The organism is Ruegeria sp. CG1 (assembly GCF_056537265.1).
The window spans coordinates 38650-54364 of the sequence record NZ_JBQFRF010000010.1 but is presented as its reverse complement, the minus strand read 5'-3'; the positions used below and the strand labels follow the sequence as shown (position 1 = coordinate 54364).

Here is a 15715-nt window from a genome sequence, read left to right as displayed (position 1 = left end):
ACGATGCGTACCGGCGCAATTGTTTTGGCCTTCGCAAGCCTTGCCTCAGCAGCTTTCGCGGATCAGCGGGCTATGGTTCCGCTTGAGTGGGATGAGCTGCCGGATCCTTTGGCGCAGGTCTATGAGGATCCTTTCCTCGACCTCTCCACATCCCAGATGACCGCCCTGTTGACCCTTGTGCAGATGCGCGAGAAGTTGGCTCGGGATGATCTGTCAACCGACACGCGAGAGGGCTATGAGGCGCGTTTGTCGGAGGTCAGCACTGAACTTTCAGCCCAGGAGATCGACTTTGACTGGCTGATTTCGCAGCGTTGGGTGGTTACCGAGCGACGCGAGGCTGCTGCTGCGGCCGGTAACCCGTCTCTCGATGGACAAACGATCAGCATTGCTGGTTTTGCCATCCCCACTTCAATTGAAACGGACGGCACCCGGATCGCCTATCTTGTTCCGACTCCCGGCATGTGTAGCCACCTTCCGCCACCAGACCCGAACCAGTTGATCCGGGTTCGCCTTGGCGAAGACTGGGCGCCAAAGTACTTCCACGAACCGGTACGCCTATCGGGCAGACTGCACCTCGATCCGACCACACAGTCGCTCTGGCTGGTGGATGGAACTGTGCCGATGCAGGCCACCTGGACTCTGGATGTGGAAGACGCCGTAACGGCATTTGCAGCGCCCGCAAAGGGTACTGCCACAAACAGATGGGCAGACGTGTTACGTGAAAGCCTTCGCGCCTCCTCAGAAACGAACTTTGACAACCGCAAGACCGGCGGAGTTGAGCAGCGCGGCAGCCCACCTGCCTCCGCGGAAACGAGCTCCGACATCTGGGGGAACCAATAAGGAAAAACAGAAATGTTGCTGGTCACATGACGAGGGCGTCGGGCTCTGATGCCTGCCTCGCCCAGGTGCAGCAAACCAACCAACGGGCAAGAGCTTTGCCCTCTAGCCGGAGACAGTAGAATGAAGCAACAGATAGCCGCCGTGACCCTTGCGCTTGCGCTGGCGACCGCGCCGGTATCCGCGCAGGAAGTCGCCGATATTCCATCCGCCGTCACGCTGTTCAAGAATGTGAAGGTCTTCAATGGGGTCGACGACGGTCTCCAAGACGTCGATGTCCTGGTCGTCAAGAACAAGATCCACAGGGTCGAGGCCGACATTCCTGAAACTGGCACATGGGAAATTGACGCCGATACCAGGCAAGGGACACGGGTTATCGACCCACCACTGGGCGACTATACGGGCGGATATACCTTACTCGTTGAGGATTCCGAGGGCAGCTCGGAGACGATTGAGGTTGCGGTCAACATTGTCGATGGCGGCGGGCGGACCTTGATGCCGGGCATGTTGGATATGCACGTACACCTCGCCACCTTCGGGCCCGTTCAAACGCAGTCGCGCGATGGGCTTCATCCCTATGCCCATGGTGCGCTGGCGGCTGACCGTGCAGAGGGGATGCTGATGAACGGTTTTACCACAGTGCGAGACCTGGGCGGTCCAGCGAATTTCCTTCGCCTCATCATAGATGAAGGCGTCATGGTAGGGCCCCGCATCTATCCAACGGAAAACTGGATAACCACAACGTCCGGCCATGGCGATTTCCGTGAATTGAATGACCCTCACCCGAATATCGCTGGGGGACGGCAACACTTCTACGAAGACTACGTTACGATTATCGCCGACGGACGGGAAGAAAGCCTGCGCGCGGCGCGTGAAGCATTCCGCCGCGGCGCGACTCAGCTCAAGCTGTTCACTGGCGGCGGTGTGACAAGTCTATTCGATCCGCTGCATTCGGGCCCTCTTGACGAAGAGGTCCAGGCCGTTGTCGAGGTGGCGGAGCGTTGGGATACCTACGTCGCGTCACATGCACATACGGCAGTGGCAATTCAGCAGGCCATAGACAACGGTGTGATGTCGATCGAGCACGCTCCCTATCTGACCGAAGAACAGGCCAAAACGATGATCGAGAAGGGCATGTTTGTTTCGACCGCGTTTTCCCCGGTCTTCTCGATATCCGAGGAACAGGCAAGAAAGGCATACCCGCCCGAGAGCTTTGAGAAATGGTGGGTCATTCGCAATGCCGCCGAGAATGCTCTGAACGTGATCGCCAACAACCCGGAACTGAAAGTGGTCGTTGCTTCCGATCATATTCCACAATGGAACACGGGGCGCGCATACGACGAAAAGGCGCTGGACGAGTTCAAGTATTTTTCGGAAGCCATCGGCAACTTCAGAACACTCAGGGCGTTTACTTCGACCGCCGGAGAACTGAATTCTCTGACCGGTCAGATGAACCCGTACCCTGAGGGGCCCTTGGGCGTCATTCAAGAAGGTGCCTACGCTGACCTGCTGCTGGTAGACGGAGATCCCCTCGAAAACATCGAGATCCTTATGGACCCTGACACCAGTCTGAAGATCATCATGAAGGACGGCGTGATCTACAAGAACACGCTGAACTGAGCGATGGGCGGGATGGTTCACCTCGTCCATCCCGCCCGTTTGTGAAAACCAGCAGATGAACAAAAGCACGGAAACAGGAGAGAAACATTTGGTAAGAAAAATGAAGATCGAAATCGCAACTGCGTTTGCCCTATTGGTATCTGCACCAGTCCTTGCTCAACAGACCACTGTGATGACCGGTGGCAACATCCTGACGATTGATCAAAACTTCTCGATTGTTGAAGCTTTGGCCATCCGTGGAAACGAAATCGTCGCTGTAGGAAGCGACGCGGATGTGCGACAGGTCGCAGGGGAAAACGCACAGATCGTCGACCTGGGTGGCAAGACTGTGATGCCGGGTTTCATTGACGCACATACACACCCGATTGGGGGCGGAGGGTCTTCGGTCTTTGAAAATGTCGGGGTCGATCGCTTCGGTACCGTAGAGGAGGCTCTCGCGCACATGAAAAGTGTGTTCGAGGGGCAGGATAACGATGACTGGGCATTGTTCGTCAACCTTGATCTTGCAACGCAAAGTTTTTCTGAGCCCGCGCTAACGCGCGAACACCTCGATGAAATCGCGCCCCAATCACCGGCGGTGGTTTGGCACGCGGGTGGTCATAAAATGACTGTTAACTCCAAGATGCTCGAACTTATGAGTGTAAGCGATAATACTCCTGACCCGGACGGGGCGCAGTATGGCCGGATGGAAGGCGGCCGCCCGGACGGGAACTTGTCTGGCGGCGCATTGTTGTTTGCCGCCCTCGCGGAGATTGAACCCTACCAGAACTATGACCGCGTAAACGGCACAAAGACCATAGCGCAGGGTTGGGCATCCAGTGGGGTCACGGCGGTCGGTGTCGCGGGTGTGGCAAATCCCGACGACTGGAGTACATTCGAGTTACTGGCGTCCGACGATGACTTTCCCATTCGGACACGCAGTTACCTTCAATGGGCTGAACTGGATGCTTGGGACGCTGCCGGGGTCGCGCCGGGCGATGGCAATGCCAAGGCTCGCGTGATCGGATGGAAAATCTCCGCTGACGGATCGAACCAGGCATTTACCGGGTTACAGCGAGAACCGTACCTGAACTCCGATAATCTGGGCCTAGCCTACATGATTCAGAACGACATCAATTTCGCAGTAGCCGACGGAACCGTCCGCGGTGGACAGATGGCTATGCATGGCAACGGAAACGCGTCCATCGATAACATTATCGCGGCTGTCGAAAAGGCACGTTCCGACGGGATCGACATGGTGCGCCCGAGGATCGAACATTGCTCGATTACAGAAGACGATCAGATCGCAAGACTAAAGGAACTCGACATCTCGTGCTCTTTTCTGATCGCTCACGTGCTCTTCTGGGGGGAGGCTTTCCGCGATGTTGTGTTCGGCGAAGCCAAAGCTGAGAAGCTCGACCGTACAGGCAGCTTCGAGCGGGCGGGAATACCCTACTCACTGCACACGGATTACTCTGTTTCCACACTCACGCCTCTGGAGATGGTTGAAGTAGCAGTTAACCGGACACTCTTCACTGATCCTGACTACGTTCTGGGCGAAGAAGAGCGAGCTTCGATTGACATGGCCCTCCGCGCCGTGACCAGCGTTCCGGCGTTCCAGTTGCTTTCGGAGGACGAGATCGGAAGCATTGAGGTTGGCAAACTGGCGGACCTTGTGGTCTTGGCTGATGATCCAAGGACCGTGGGTCTCGATCAGATTGGTGAGATTGAGGTGCTCGAGACTTGGATGAACGGGAAACGCACGTACTAAGTCACCGATTTCAACCGCAGCCTGAGCGTCCAATTTCCCGCAACGCTCATCCAAATAAAGAGTTCACATGACCAAGCAAAACACTCTAACCTTAGCATCCGCCGCATTGGGAATGTTTCTGCTTGCGGCGAGCACATTGTCGCTGTCCGCTGATGAAGCTTCCCATGCCCTCGGTGCGGAAAGTGCAACCGGCGCTGGCATTGTGGTCCCGGCAAAAAGCTGGGATGTATCGGCAGCCGCCGAAAACCAGATCGACACTGTCCACTTTATTGAGGGCCAATTCGTTAAGGAAGGTGATCTGCTGGTAACCTTCGATCAGGTCTTCAAGCAATGGGATGCCAAAATAGCCGAGTTGGCTCACCAGCAGGCCGTGGCTGAACTGGAGCTGGCCCAGGCTGACTTGTCCAGAAAGAAGCAGTTGGGCGCCAATTCAGTTTCTGAAGTTGAGATTGCACAAGCTGAAGCGCGCGTCGAAATCGCCGAAGCAACCGTTGAGACAAAGAGGCTCAATGCGGAAAAGGCCAAGGCTATCTCAGATCTCCAGCTCATCCACGCACCGTTCGACGGCCAGATGAGCGCGCCGCGTTTTCGAGATAATGCAAACGTCGTCGCCGACTCGCCCGAAATCGGAACGCTGTATCAACTTGATCCGATCCACGTTCGCGTGGCGGGCACGTACGAAAAGCATCAGGAACGCATCCTAGCGGGCGAAAGCCACGAGAGTGTAATGCGCAGCCTGACACTAGTGTTGGAACTGCCGGAAGGTGGTGAGTTCCCACACCAGGGACGCCTGATATCAACGCCGTTCGAGTTCGATCCGGAGACAGGGATTGGCTACAGCATCGCCGAATTCCCAAATCCCGAACTCCTGTTGCGTCCCGGAATGAAGGTCCGGGTGACTTCCTTCGAAAAAGCAGGCCAATGACCTTCTCTGCAGTTTCAAGGAGAAAAAAATGAAGTGGTTTTACCCGGTTGTGTCGGCCGCCCTCCTGGCCTCACCCGTCTTCGCGGACAGTCATAGCCAAACACGGCACTTCCTGTTTGTAGGCACTCCAAATGCTGCCGCTTGGAAATCCATGATCGATGCCCCCGGCGATCGAGAGGCAAGCGTTCGAGGACCTATCGAAGCCCTTGGCGGTGACTTGCTCGCGTATTTCTGGGGGCTCGGCAATGGAAAGAATTACATCCTCGTCGAGTTGCCGGATGATCCAACTTTCATCCAGGCGTTCTATCTCACGCGCCTCGGTGACGGGCTTCTCAATGGCTATCAGATGATCGAACTCATGAGCTCCGCCGACATGGCCGAGGCCCTTTCTCGTGTCTCAGAAGTCAAGGAAGCCGAAGCCAAGCAAAAATGATCCACTTGGACGCGGCTGCGGGCCCATGTGTCGACTGACCAATAACCTGCTTCCGGTACGCCAGGCCAAAACACTATCTTAGAGAAAGGAAACGCGAAAAAATGAAAATTCCACCCTTCAGCCTCACCGCACTTACGGCAACTGTGATCCTGTCTGGCACGGTTTCGGCCAACGCTGACGAATTTGACTCGCGTTGGGCGCTGGTTTCTGACGCCTATGCCAGCGTCGACGCAATCCTTGGCGGCGAGGGCGACACTGTTGGAAAGTTGGCGCAGCTGGATCAGGCGTTGTCCGAACTGAAGGCCAAGTGTGACACGCTGAATGTACATTTTGAGCGCGCTTCGTGCCACGAAGATGTTCGCCGTCTGATGTCGATTTCACAATTCATGGCCGACCCTGAAGATCCGAACCGTAACGACAGTTTCCCGTCACACATCCCGGATTTTGTTAGCCCCGAGATGCGCGAAATCATGGTGAATTGGACACCAGGCTGGCTGGGCGCGACGTGGGAGGGTTATCCGGAGCCAGACGACTATGGCGCGTGGCAATCGCTGCATGACGCTCAGATCGACCCGATGATGGAAGCCGGGAAGAAGCTTCTCACGACAATGAACCTCACAACCGAGGAACGGGAAATCGGTGGCGTTAGGACCGTTACGGTCAGCCCAAGCGAGAACCGCCACCCGGGTAAGGCGTTGATCCATGTCCACGGCGGCGCCTTTTACGGAAACACCCCGGAGACAACCTTCGACCGGACAGCTCCGCTTGCCGATCACATGGGCATCGATATTGTTTCCGTCGACTACAAACTGATGCCCGCGCCTGACTGGGACATTCTGGACCAGCGCGATCAGGTGATTGCTGTCTTCGATGCTCTTACCGGCGAAGGTGGTGACTACGCTCCGGAGGATGTGGGGATTTATGGCTGTTCTGCTGGTGGCGGGCTGGTCGCTATGTCCACCAACGAGATGTCACATCGTGGCGGACCGCTTCCTGGCGCCGCTGTCATGCAGAGCCCGCAGACCGATTTTTCCTTTAACAGCGACTCGACCTGGACGCTGCGCTACCACGATCCTCGGACACTGGTGGACAACCTCATTGATGCAGTCTGGCCAATGCTCGGGATCACCGAGGAAAAGGCACAAGATCCACGATACTCGACCGTCTACGACAACTTTGATGGGCGGGACTTCCCTCCGACAATGGTCCAGGTGGGTACCAAAGAAATTCAGATGAGCGATGGTATCCGCATGTATGGCGTTCTGCGCAGCGCCGGACACGAGGCGGTCCTCGATGCCCACGACGCGATGCAACACTGCTTCCACGGTCACTGGGGTACACCAGAAGCCGCCGAAGCTGTCCGTCGTGTCGCCGAGTTTTTCGAAGAGCATCTGGGTTCCGAATGAGGAGCCCGGGCGTTGCAATGGAGGCCCGATACAATCGCCGCCACTCTGCGAGCGCACAGAACCGTCCTGATGAACCGGCCAACCGGGTTCACTGCGGTGGCTGGAATTTTGCTCAATTATGCTGTTCCCGGCGCCTGCCCGATCTGGAAATGGAGAAGCGGTTCATTCGGGTTGGTGACGAAATCCTCGAGGTCACTCAAGATCTTTCAACCGTTGTGGATGCTGTCGGAGTTGTTGGAAACCTTCTCAAGTGAACCAAAGAGAACAATGGCGACATCTCTGACCAGAGTTGATCTCTCGTCCGGTTCCGCTCCCAATGAGCCATACAAAATAGCGAGTGACTGTTTCAAGAGTATCGGAGAGCGGTTGCTGCCCTCGAGTATGCCGCTCTCCCTTCATTTCAAATGGCGCGACTGGAGCGTGACATGATGCAAAAAACGTGGTTTGGTCGCATCGGCCTCATTCTTTCAATTCTGGCGTTCCTGGCAATTGGCAATCCGGCAAACGCCCAGACCGCTGACGCACCGATCACTTCGACTGGATCTTTAGAAGCAGCTCAAAATGCTTCCGTGCCCGCGGATGACCTAAGCATTTTCCTCTTACCGTTAACCGGCGCCGATCTCGCCCTTGTCGCTGAAACCTGGCAAAGTCATACAAGAAACTTACTCGAAGGTTTGTCTGCGACAAACCTTGCCCTCAGGCAGGCAACAGGCGCCCAGGAAAAAGCGCTTCGCGCGCGTTTTGCCGAGGAAAGCGAAGCAATCACAGTCACCATGGAAAAGTATCAGATGGTTCTGGACGCCTGGTCGGCCAAGGGTGGCGCCGATGAGGATGTCGCGGCGCATCGTAGCTATGTTACAGCTGTGATCGCTGGCACCCTGAAGACGACGGACATAAAGACCCTTTTGGCGAAGGCGTGGGGCTGGTTGACGTCCAGCGATGGCGGTCTGGGTGTGGTGTTCGGAATACTGGGCGTTGTCGCGGCAATCTGGGTCATGATGATAGTGTCTCGCATCGTGCGCAACATGGCACACCGTGGTCTTGATCGCGTGCCGACCATGTCCCGTCTGCTGAAATCCTTCGTCATCGGTTTGGTTTATTGGGCGACGCTGGTTCTGGGTGTGCTGGTCGTGCTCGGACTGTTTGGCGTGAATGTCACCCCGCTTTTTGCGGTTTTCGGCGGTCTTTCCTTCATCCTCGGCTTCGCGCTTCAGGAAACGCTGGGCAACCTTGCCAGTGGCCTGATGATCATGGTTCTGAAACCTTTTGACACCGGCAACTACATCCAAGTGGGCGGAGCATCCGGTACGGTGGATGAAATGTCCGTTGTTTCGACCAAGATCCGAACATTCGACAACCAAATCATCATCGTGCCCAACAATAAGATATGGGGCGACACCATAACCAATGTGAGCGCTGCAGAGGAGCGGCGCGTCGATCTAGTATTCGGGATCGGCTATTCCGATTCCGCAGCACGAGCCATCGAAGTATTGCAAATGCTCGTAGAGAGCCACCAGGCTTGTCTTGCCGATCCACCGCCGGAAATCTTCGTTGGTGAATTAGGCGAAAGCTCGGTCAACATCTTTTGCCGACCTTGGGTCAAGTCGGAGGATTATTGGGACGTCTACTGGGACCTGACCGGTCAGGCCAAGGATCGCTTCGATGCAGAAGGCATCTCTATCCCGTTCCCGCAACGCGACGTTCACCTCATCCAATCGCCAGAGGCGGTTTGAGCGAAGCCTCCACGGATCATCACGAGATGAATTGCAGCATGTTCAAAGAACCCGAACAGAATTCCCTTCCCCTCCGTTTGTGCAAAGGATCGATGATCCTCGCTCTCTTGGCCATTTTGTTGCTTGCACCGGTATTGCCAAGTTGTTGACGTGAGCCTGTTAGGTATTGGCAAAAGGTGAGCAGCCTCATCTGACTGGTCCAAGTTGATTGTTAGTGCATGATCGGCCTGTAATCCATCAGGATGATGGTTTCGGGCGCTGGCGGGCGATAGCCCAGAGCACTGTGGGGGCGTTTTGTTCGTCTATTCTGGTGACACCAACCCGAACAAGTGGTTCGTGGAAAACGCTAAAGAAGCTTATCTTGTCATTCACGAATGCTACTTAACGATCCAACAATTCATCGATATCAAAAACTACGACCCTGAAACCGCGTGCAAGATCACGTCTTTCGGAAAATGCGCACCCTTAAATGAGATCGTCACGGCCTGCTCCTGGGTTCTGTTGCGAAGTTTTGGTTGGATGACAAGAACGCGCTGTGGCAATGGGTTTAAGAGGCGAGTTGCGCGAACTGGCGAAATGGAGAGAGTCCGGGTGTAATTTGGCCTTTGCGGATCATGTGAGCCACTTCGATCCCATCGAGCGTTGCCGCCGCTGAAGAGAATGCCTTGAACCCCAGCATTGGCCGAGTGCGTTTCTTAATGAAACGATGATCCTGTTCCACGATGTTGTTCAGGTATTTCCGTCTGACCATCTCGATTGGGATCGGACAACCAAAGCCTTTAAGCATCTTGTTGATTGCTTTGATACCAGCGGTATTCGCACCGCTCTTGTCGATGACAATCTTTCGTGGAAGTCCGTTGCATTCCAGCATTCGGGCGAAGAATTTGGTGGCCGCGGGTTTGTTTCGACGCTGCGAAAGCATAAAATCAAGCGTTTTCCCGTGCTTGTCGACAGCTCGATAGAGATAGACCCAGTTGCCTCTCACCTTGATGTAAGTCTCGTCCATTCTCCAGGAGCGGTCGCACGGTCCCTTTCGACGACGCGCCGCTTCAGCGATTGCGCCTGCATACCGCGTCACCCAGCGGTTCAGTGTAGTGTGATCCACTGCAACGCCTCGTTCATGCATGATCTCTTCCAGATCGCGATATGACACACCGTATCGGACATAGAAGAACACTGCGAAGAGGATCACATCTTTCGGATACTGTGCGCCTTTGAAAGAGATCATAAACAAACTTTCGACTTCAATATTTCGATTTCCATTCACTCGAAGCACTAGTGAGAGGCAACAGTCAAAAGTTTGCAACAGATCCGAATGTCGTCCTGCTGGGGTACGACCTCTGCCCCACAGTCTCGATCACGCGGATTTCGGAGGAGGCGCGTGAAGCGATGGCCTATCTCTGGCGCAACGCACCGGATCTCGGCATCAGCCGCGACCGGATCACTTTCATGGGGCATTCGGCCGGCGGGCATATCACCCAGATGATGATGGCGACGGACTGGCCCGCCTATGCCGAAGACTTGCCTGCGGATCTGATCAAAGCAGGCATCCCGGTATCGCCGCTCAGTTATCTGGAGCCCGTGCGCCTGACCGAAGCGTTGAACTCCGGTATCCGCATGGATGCCGCCGAGGCCGAGCGCGAAAGCCCGATGACAAATCATCCGCCCGTCACCGACGCGCCGCAACTTGTTGTGGTGGGGGGCAAGGAGACGGATGAGTTCCACCGGCAGGGCCGGATGTATGTCGAAAAGTATCAGACCGGAAGCCGGTCAATCGGTTTTTACGTGGTCCCCGGTGTGGACCACTTTGACGAGCTGAATGTGCTGACGGATCCATCTAGCGAATTCTTCAAGAAAACCTGTGCCATGCTTGGCCTCAACAGAAAGAGTGAAACATGACTGAACTTACCCGTGACCTCGTGGATGCCGTTGGCGATGCATTTAACGCAAACGACATCGATGCCGTAATGAAGTACTTTGCCCCGGACGCTGTGTTCGATCACGCCACCGGGCCGGAGGTATTTGGCAGCCGGTTCGAAGGGGCGGAGACCCTGCGCGGTCTGTTTGCCGGCCTGTTCGAGAAGGTCGAGAATGTGCATTGGGAAACGCTGGACTGCCGCATCGCGGGCGATAAGGCCTATTGCGAATACCGCAAGCGGGTAACTCACAAAGACGGCTCCACTGAGGATTACCACAGCGTCGACATCCTGACCTACCGCGACGGCCTGATCGTCCGCAAAGACACCTACTACAAGCACCGGGCCGCCTAGGGTCAGGATTCATAACCAGTATATGACGGTTGCCGCGAGTGCGATGGCTGATAGGAAGACCTTGGGGCAACGGTCGTAGCGTGTTGCCACGCGCCTCCAATCCTTGAGCCTGCCAAACATGATCTCTATGCGGTTTCGCCGCTTGTATCGGCGTTTGTCGTATTTGACGGGCGTCTTGCGCTGCATTCGGCCGGGGACGCAGGCGCGTATCATCGCCGCGCGGTCGAAAGCGAAGACGAAGCTTTCTTCTTACGCATTTCGAATGTCGGCGATTACCGCTATGAAGGGGCAGATCTGGGCATCCTTGTCACCAGGGGTAGATCGATGACCAAGGGGTTCCAGCTCAAAGCCAAGTCGAAGAACTGGATCGCAGGCATCAAGAACGCATTTTCGGCCCGTCCGCTGCCCTCGGCTCAGGCATTTGAGGATCCGGCGTTTAAGATTATGTAGGCCGAATGAAACTTACTTTTCGTGCCGTGGAAGAAAAAAACCCGGGCAGAAGCTGTCGGCAATTTTTTCGGAATATCGAAATGCCTACATTCAATGGTGGGCAAGCGAAGGATTATCGTCGCGTCCAACATACTCTGAATGCCGCCATGCGGTGAAAACATACATGCCGGAAATGCTCGAACCGTACGACATGCTCTGCGCTGCCTTTGGCGCAGGCGACTTGGAGGCACGGTTTCTGAGTTTCTATTGCCCGCCGCGCTATCTGGCCGGGTGCAGCCAAGCGATCTGGCAGGGATCAGAACCGCTGATGGTGCGGAACTATGACTACGATTTGGCTGCCTTTGACGGGATTTTCCTGACGACCGCTTGGTCCGGTCGCCAGGTAATGGGCACGTCGGATGGGCTATTTGGATTGCTGGACGGCATGAATGATGCAGGGCTTACTGTCTCCCTGACATTCGGCGGTCGCCGTGAGGTTGGCGAAGGCTTTGGGGTTCCCCTGATCCTACGGTACCTATTGCAGACCTGTTCGACAGTAGATGAGGCAAAGAGTGTTCTATTTCGCGTCCCGTGCCATATGAGTTACAACGTCACGGTTCTGGACCGGGAGCGGAACTTTTTCACAGCCTATCTTGCTCCGGACCGACCGACACTCATTACCCGCGCAGCTGTTTCAACCAACCACCAAGAGCGCGTGGAATGGAAGAGCCACGCGCGTCTCACAGCGACGGTCGAGCGAGAACGATACCTTCTGCACCGCCTGACTTTGCATCCTGAGACGAAAGAGCTTTTCGTCCGGGCCTTTCTCAAACCGCCACTTTACTCGTCTGCCTTTGATCGAGGTTTTGGAACGCTGTACACCGCAGCTTATCACCCCCATAATCTGTCCGCCGAACTCCTCTGGCCAGGCAGGAGATGGCAAAAAAGCTTCGATCAGTTTAATGCGGACAGTGTGAAGGTTGTCTACCCGCGACAACTGGCTTGAAGCCTGATGCCTGCCGTAAAACACGATGCCTATTTTGAGTGTACGACTTTCCTCTAAAGAAAAACTCTTCCGCGCTAGGGCCTGGGAAATTAGTCGTGATGATCCCGGCTTCGCCGTGCGGAAACGTGGCAAGGGTTATGCTGTCGCTGTGCATCTAGATGATTGGCTTGGTGGCAGGTAGGGCAAAGCGCAATCGCGATCTCAATGCTCTCGCCGGTCTCGTAGTCAAAGCAATGTTCCTGTCCACAGAGTTCGAGAATCTCTCCGCGTTGGATCAGTTCCGATACGGTGGCGCCGCAGTGATCACAGAACCCATTTGCGAGAGCGGCTTTGAGATCGGGCAAATCCACAGTTTTCTGAAAGTTGCACTTACTCTTACTCATATCCTTCCAAAACCCCGCTCAACGTACTCAATCATATCTCGGTGGTGTTAGACTTCAAGGTTCGGCGATGTGATTAAGGTGGCTTGCGGTTTTGGCCCAGCTAATCCTATGAGCTGCGTTTTTGCCGCGGATTTAGTCTAGCGAGCATTCAACTAAAGGATTCCGCGAGACTACGAAGCTGTTGCGCGGCCTGGCCTGGTAACCCGTCTGCCTCGCTCTCATCGAACACCGCATAGGCGGCATATGCAAAACGGGGCGCAGCCTCGGCCAAAGCGAGCCACCCTTCCTCAAGCTCTCGTTTGATCACGCGCTTGGGAAAGTACCCGGCTGCGGGAACTGACTTCAGGTACTGAAGACCCAGGGTTCCGATACCAAGCTGAAGGCGCGGCGTGTCGAGCTCTGGAAAGTTCAATAGATGGTCGGCCCGGAATTCAGGGCCCCAATCAATCAAAACGTAACTGTCATCCTGAACAGTTGGAAGGGCGTCAGGGCCGCTGGTGACCAGGACAAACTCATCTTCAAAGAGTTGTAGCGCAGATAAGCCCGACACGCTTCGCGGCCGGTACAAGACTGCAATATCGAGGTTTCCCTCCTCAATCTCACGAGTCAGGGCCTCGGAAGAAGCGGCTGACGCCCTGAATGCGACATCTGGCAGCGATGTCATTAGCCCCGGTAACGCGTTGGTCAGGTACCCGTCCCAAAGGCTTGGAGCCGCGCCGATTTCCAGCGCGGCCGTCATTGAGGTTGGAAGGCTCGCGTCCAACTTTGCCTGTGTCCAGGTGCGCACAAGAACTTGTGCATGTTTTAGAAAATGCCGCCCTGCTGGTGTCAGGGTCGCGCCGGATTTTCCTCGTTCGAACACAGACTGGCCAAGTTGCTGCTCAAGCGTACGAATCCGCATGCTCACTGTCGATTGCGTGACATGAACCTTGTTCGCAGCATCGAAGAAGGTACCGGTTTCAACAACGGCCAGAAAAGTTCGGGCAAGTTCAATGTCCATGGGTTACCTATTGGAATTTCCGATATTATCTGCGAGAAAAATTCGTTATTCAACACGATACCTTTGTGCCATATTCCGATTGTAGCGCGAAAGTACCCCCACCAGATCGGAACGCTAATCATCAGTTCTCATTTTGTAGTGGAGATCCCGACCTGAGGAGCCGTTGCAATATGAAACCAGTTGAATTGCCACCGACACCGGAGCGCTACACCAACCCCACTATGGGCGAGCCGCCCATTTTCTTATGGAGAACAAAAATGAGTCGAGTTTCCTTTGTTGCTCTGCTCTCTTCGTTGTTTGCTGTTCCGGCATTCGCCATGCCCGCTGATCATGACATGGACGGTGATGGCCTGGCGTCGCTGGCGGAGCTTCAGACCAAGTATCCTGAAGTCTCAGATGATCTTTTCCTCGAGATCGACGCAAATGCAGATGGTTTCATCAATGACGACGAATTGGTTGCCGCCGTTGATGCAGAGCTTCTCCCCGGTCCCGCAGGGGATCAGTAAGCAAAGGTCGCCACGGTTATGAGGAAGCCCATCCCACCCCATAAATGGCTGCTTGCCGCGATGGGTATCTGGTTGGTTCTGTCCCCGTTTGTCCTGTTTCGTGAGGAAACTCTGTTGCAGGGCATGGCTGAACTTGAAGCTCTCGCCTTCATGGCCGTTGGCATTGGTGCCCTGGTCATGTCCGGCGCTGACGGCCGGAGCCACCTTCTCGCACGGGTGGCTCCGGTATCGGCACTTGGGTTTTCTCTGATCGCCGCACCTGCAGCGCTGAACTTCACGGGCCACATTGTGGCAACGGCCAATGCTTGGCTAACGGGATCGGCGCTGATCGCGCTCGCCGTATGGGAGGTAATGGTGAGCCGCGGATTGCGAGCGGTCTCGTAAACTGGCGCGGGGCGGGCAACTGCCCCGCGTTTTTACATTCAGACTATCTAAATGATCTCGTCTTCATCGAACATTGGATCGCCGTCGAGCTGATTGGCGATCATGTCGACCCGCATTTCAACATCTGCGCTCGTCGTTTTGGCGATATGAAACAAGGCGTCGCCCTCGTGCACAAATGGCAAGTTGGTGCGGCCCACAATGATGCCGTCAGACTCTCCAAGAACATCCATTCTAATTTCACCAAACGGGTCCGAGATCCGGCCGAGCAAGTCGCCAACCTTCACATATTCGCCCGCTGCCTTGAACGTTCTCAACAAACCACCGACCGGAGCGCGTACCCAGGAACTTGTCCTTGCGTGAACCGGCGCCTCACGCACGGTGGCGATGCCACGCTTGGCGACCATGCCCATCGCGTTCATAACCCGAAGGATACCTGCGAGACCCGCCCGTGCCGAAGCGCTGCTGCGCCAGATCGCCGAGAACGCGGGTGTCGACGGTGCGGTTGTTGCTGGCAAGGTTCGTGAAAACGAAGACGCTGCATTCGGCTTCAACGCTCAGACCGAAGAATATGGCGACATGTTCTCGTTCGGCGTGATCGACCCGGCCAAAGTTGTTCGTACCGCTCTGGAAGACGCGGCATCGGTTGCTGGCCTGCTGGTCACTACCGAAGCTATGGTTGCCGACAAGCCTGCCAAAGAAGGCGCAGCACCTGCAGGCGGCATGCCCGACGTGGGCGGCATGATGTAAGCCAAGTAGATGGAGAAGGGGGCTTTGGCCCCCTTCTTTTTTGGTATCCCAACATTTCCGCGTCGAGGAAAGCCTATCCAACCTTCCTTAACAGCGAATATGTGAAACATGCGCCTCCGCGCAATTTAGAAGACGGAGCGGGGAACATTAGCCGAGTTCGGAGATGCCTGATCCATAGGCATTAGCCCCCGGCGCGCCCAACTTCCTTCAGGATCTTGTTGGCACCCAGAATGATGTTATTGGCCAAGTCCTGGACTAGAACCATGTGGAAGTTATCAAAACTCCG

General features: G+C 55.5%; 15 protein-coding genes and 3 pseudogenes. 14 read left to right on the top strand and 4 right to left on the bottom strand.

Translation table 11 applies throughout. From position 1 onward, the window contains the following. Window positions 1–3 precede the first annotated feature (3 nt). From ACR0AU_RS20100 to ACR0AU_RS20070, 7 genes are all read left to right on the top strand, one after another. The gene (locus ACR0AU_RS20100; RefSeq protein WP_170514618.1) at window positions 4–840 is read left to right on the top strand and encodes a DUF3299 domain-containing protein; all 837 of its coding nucleotides are present in this window, start codon (window positions 4–6) and stop codon (window positions 838–840) included. 120 nt (window positions 841–960) lie between these two features. Then, on the top strand, window positions 961–2457 hold the full coding sequence (locus tag ACR0AU_RS20095) for a metal-dependent hydrolase family protein (protein WP_170514621.1): 1497 nt from the start codon (window positions 961–963) through the stop codon (window positions 2455–2457). Window positions 2458–2557: 100 nt separating this feature from the next. Continuing rightward, the gene (locus tag ACR0AU_RS20090) at window positions 2558–4207 is read left to right on the top strand and encodes an amidohydrolase (protein ID WP_170514625.1); all 1650 of its coding nucleotides are present in this window, start codon (window positions 2558–2560) and stop codon (window positions 4205–4207) included. Between the two features lie 67 nt (window positions 4208–4274). Further along, window positions 4275–5132: an efflux RND transporter periplasmic adaptor subunit gene (locus ACR0AU_RS20085; RefSeq protein WP_170514627.1), complete on the top strand. Its 858-nt coding sequence runs from the start codon at window positions 4275–4277 to the stop codon at window positions 5130–5132. Between the two features lie 28 nt (window positions 5133–5160). After that, the gene (locus ACR0AU_RS20080; protein ID WP_170514629.1) at window positions 5161–5565 is read left to right on the top strand and encodes a GYD domain-containing protein; all 405 of its coding nucleotides are present in this window, start codon (window positions 5161–5163) and stop codon (window positions 5563–5565) included. A 101-nt stretch (window positions 5566–5666) separates the two neighbouring features. After that, a complete protein-coding gene (locus ACR0AU_RS20075) occupies window positions 5667–6971 on the top strand; it encodes an alpha/beta hydrolase (RefSeq protein ID WP_170514632.1) in 1305 nt (434 codons plus the stop codon). Window positions 6972–7396: 425 nt separating this feature from the next. Beyond that, window positions 7397–8704: a mechanosensitive ion channel family protein gene (locus ACR0AU_RS20070; protein ID WP_170514635.1), complete on the top strand. Its 1308-nt coding sequence runs from the start codon at window positions 7397–7399 to the stop codon at window positions 8702–8704. Window positions 8705–9251: 547 nt separating this feature from the next. Here the strand turns inward: ACR0AU_RS20070 and ACR0AU_RS20065 are convergent. Further along, on the bottom strand, window positions 9252–9932 hold the full coding sequence (locus ACR0AU_RS20065; RefSeq protein WP_170514674.1) for an IS6 family transposase: 681 nt from the start codon (window positions 9930–9932) through the stop codon (window positions 9252–9254). Between the two features lie 50 nt (window positions 9933–9982). On the opposite strand from ACR0AU_RS20065, the gene ACR0AU_RS20060 reads away from it, so the two are divergent. Both ACR0AU_RS20060 and ACR0AU_RS20055 read left to right on the top strand, forming a co-directional pair. Then, window positions 9983–10603 (top strand): alpha/beta hydrolase, encoded by a 621-nt coding sequence (locus tag ACR0AU_RS20060; protein WP_170514638.1) that lies wholly within the window; start codon window positions 9983–9985, stop codon window positions 10601–10603. Continuing rightward, the gene (locus ACR0AU_RS20055; protein WP_170514641.1) at window positions 10600–10974 is read left to right on the top strand and encodes a nuclear transport factor 2 family protein; all 375 of its coding nucleotides are present in this window, start codon (window positions 10600–10602) and stop codon (window positions 10972–10974) included. The genes ACR0AU_RS20060 and ACR0AU_RS20055 overlap by 4 nt, the downstream gene beginning before the upstream one ends. Before the next feature lie 9 nt (window positions 10975–10983). Here ACR0AU_RS20055 and ACR0AU_RS20050 read toward each other — a convergent pair. Then, a pseudogene (locus tag ACR0AU_RS20050) lies at window positions 10984–11184 on the bottom strand (transposase); the annotation flags it as partial. Between ACR0AU_RS20050 and ACR0AU_RS20045 the strand changes: the two are divergent. Both ACR0AU_RS20045 and ACR0AU_RS20040 read left to right on the top strand, forming a co-directional pair. Beyond that, window positions 11176–11424, top strand: a pseudogene (locus tag ACR0AU_RS20045) (biotin carboxylase); the annotation flags it as partial. The pseudogenes ACR0AU_RS20050 and ACR0AU_RS20045 overlap by 9 nt on opposite strands. Next, window positions 11396–12409, top strand: a complete 1014-nt coding sequence (locus tag ACR0AU_RS20040; RefSeq protein WP_480796162.1) for a C45 family autoproteolytic acyltransferase/hydolase — start codon at window positions 11396–11398, stop codon at window positions 12407–12409. The pseudogene ACR0AU_RS20045 and the gene ACR0AU_RS20040, both read left to right, overlap by 29 nt. 531 nt (window positions 12410–12940) lie before the next feature. Here the strand turns inward: ACR0AU_RS20040 and ACR0AU_RS20035 are convergent. After that, entirely contained in the window at window positions 12941–13792 is an 852-nt protein-coding gene (locus ACR0AU_RS20035) for a LysR family transcriptional regulator (RefSeq protein ID WP_170514644.1), read from the bottom strand. A gap of 170 nt (window positions 13793–13962) precedes the next feature. Here ACR0AU_RS20035 and ACR0AU_RS20030 point away from each other — a divergent pair, with 170 nt between their 5' ends. Further along, the gene (locus tag ACR0AU_RS20030) at window positions 13963–14298 is read left to right on the top strand and encodes an EF-hand domain-containing protein (RefSeq protein ID WP_480796161.1); all 336 of its coding nucleotides are present in this window, start codon (window positions 13963–13965) and stop codon (window positions 14296–14298) included. Between the two features lie 18 nt (window positions 14299–14316). Beyond that, window positions 14317–14682, top strand: coding sequence for a hypothetical protein (locus ACR0AU_RS20025; RefSeq protein WP_170514648.1), 366 nt, complete (start codon window positions 14317–14319; stop codon window positions 14680–14682). A gap of 47 nt (window positions 14683–14729) precedes the next feature. Here the strand turns inward: ACR0AU_RS20025 and ACR0AU_RS20020 are convergent, their stop codons facing one another. Further along, window positions 14730–15086: a succinylglutamate desuccinylase/aspartoacylase family protein gene (locus ACR0AU_RS20020; RefSeq protein WP_480796160.1), complete on the bottom strand. Its 357-nt coding sequence runs from the start codon at window positions 15084–15086 to the stop codon at window positions 14730–14732. Window positions 15087–15135: 49 nt separating this feature from the next. On the opposite strand from ACR0AU_RS20020, the pseudogene ACR0AU_RS20015 reads away from it, so the two are divergent. After that, a pseudogene (locus ACR0AU_RS20015) lies at window positions 15136–15429 on the top strand (TCP-1/cpn60 chaperonin family protein); the annotation flags it as partial. Window positions 15430–15715 lie beyond the last annotated feature (286 nt).

Coding starts and splice junctions, on each gene's coding strand:
- ACR0AU_RS20100 (WP_170514618.1), top strand. CDS start 4: ATGCGTACCGGCGCAATTGTTTTGGCCTTCGCAAGCCTTGCCTCAGCA.
- ACR0AU_RS20095 (WP_170514621.1), top strand. CDS start 961: ATGAAGCAACAGATAGCCGCCGTGACCCTTGCGCTTGCGCTGGCGACC.
- ACR0AU_RS20090 (WP_170514625.1), top strand. CDS start 2,558: ATGAAGATCGAAATCGCAACTGCGTTTGCCCTATTGGTATCTGCACCA.
- ACR0AU_RS20085 (WP_170514627.1), top strand. CDS start 4,275: ATGACCAAGCAAAACACTCTAACCTTAGCATCCGCCGCATTGGGAATG.
- ACR0AU_RS20080 (WP_170514629.1), top strand. CDS start 5,161: ATGAAGTGGTTTTACCCGGTTGTGTCGGCCGCCCTCCTGGCCTCACCC.
- ACR0AU_RS20075 (WP_170514632.1), top strand. CDS start 5,667: ATGAAAATTCCACCCTTCAGCCTCACCGCACTTACGGCAACTGTGATC.
- ACR0AU_RS20070 (WP_170514635.1), top strand. CDS start 7,397: ATGATGCAAAAAACGTGGTTTGGTCGCATCGGCCTCATTCTTTCAATT.
- ACR0AU_RS20065 (WP_170514674.1), bottom strand. CDS start 9,932: ATGATCTCTTTCAAAGGCGCACAGTATCCGAAAGATGTGATCCTCTTC.
- ACR0AU_RS20055 (WP_170514641.1), top strand. CDS start 10,600: ATGACTGAACTTACCCGTGACCTCGTGGATGCCGTTGGCGATGCATTT.
- ACR0AU_RS20035 (WP_170514644.1), bottom strand. CDS start 13,792: ATGGACATTGAACTTGCCCGAACTTTTCTGGCCGTTGTTGAAACCGGT.
- ACR0AU_RS20030 (WP_480796161.1), top strand. CDS start 13,963: ATGAAACCAGTTGAATTGCCACCGACACCGGAGCGCTACACCAACCCC.
- ACR0AU_RS20025 (WP_170514648.1), top strand. CDS start 14,317: ATGAGGAAGCCCATCCCACCCCATAAATGGCTGCTTGCCGCGATGGGT.
- ACR0AU_RS20020 (WP_480796160.1), bottom strand. CDS start 15,086: ATGGTCGCCAAGCGTGGCATCGCCACCGTGCGTGAGGCGCCGGTTCAC.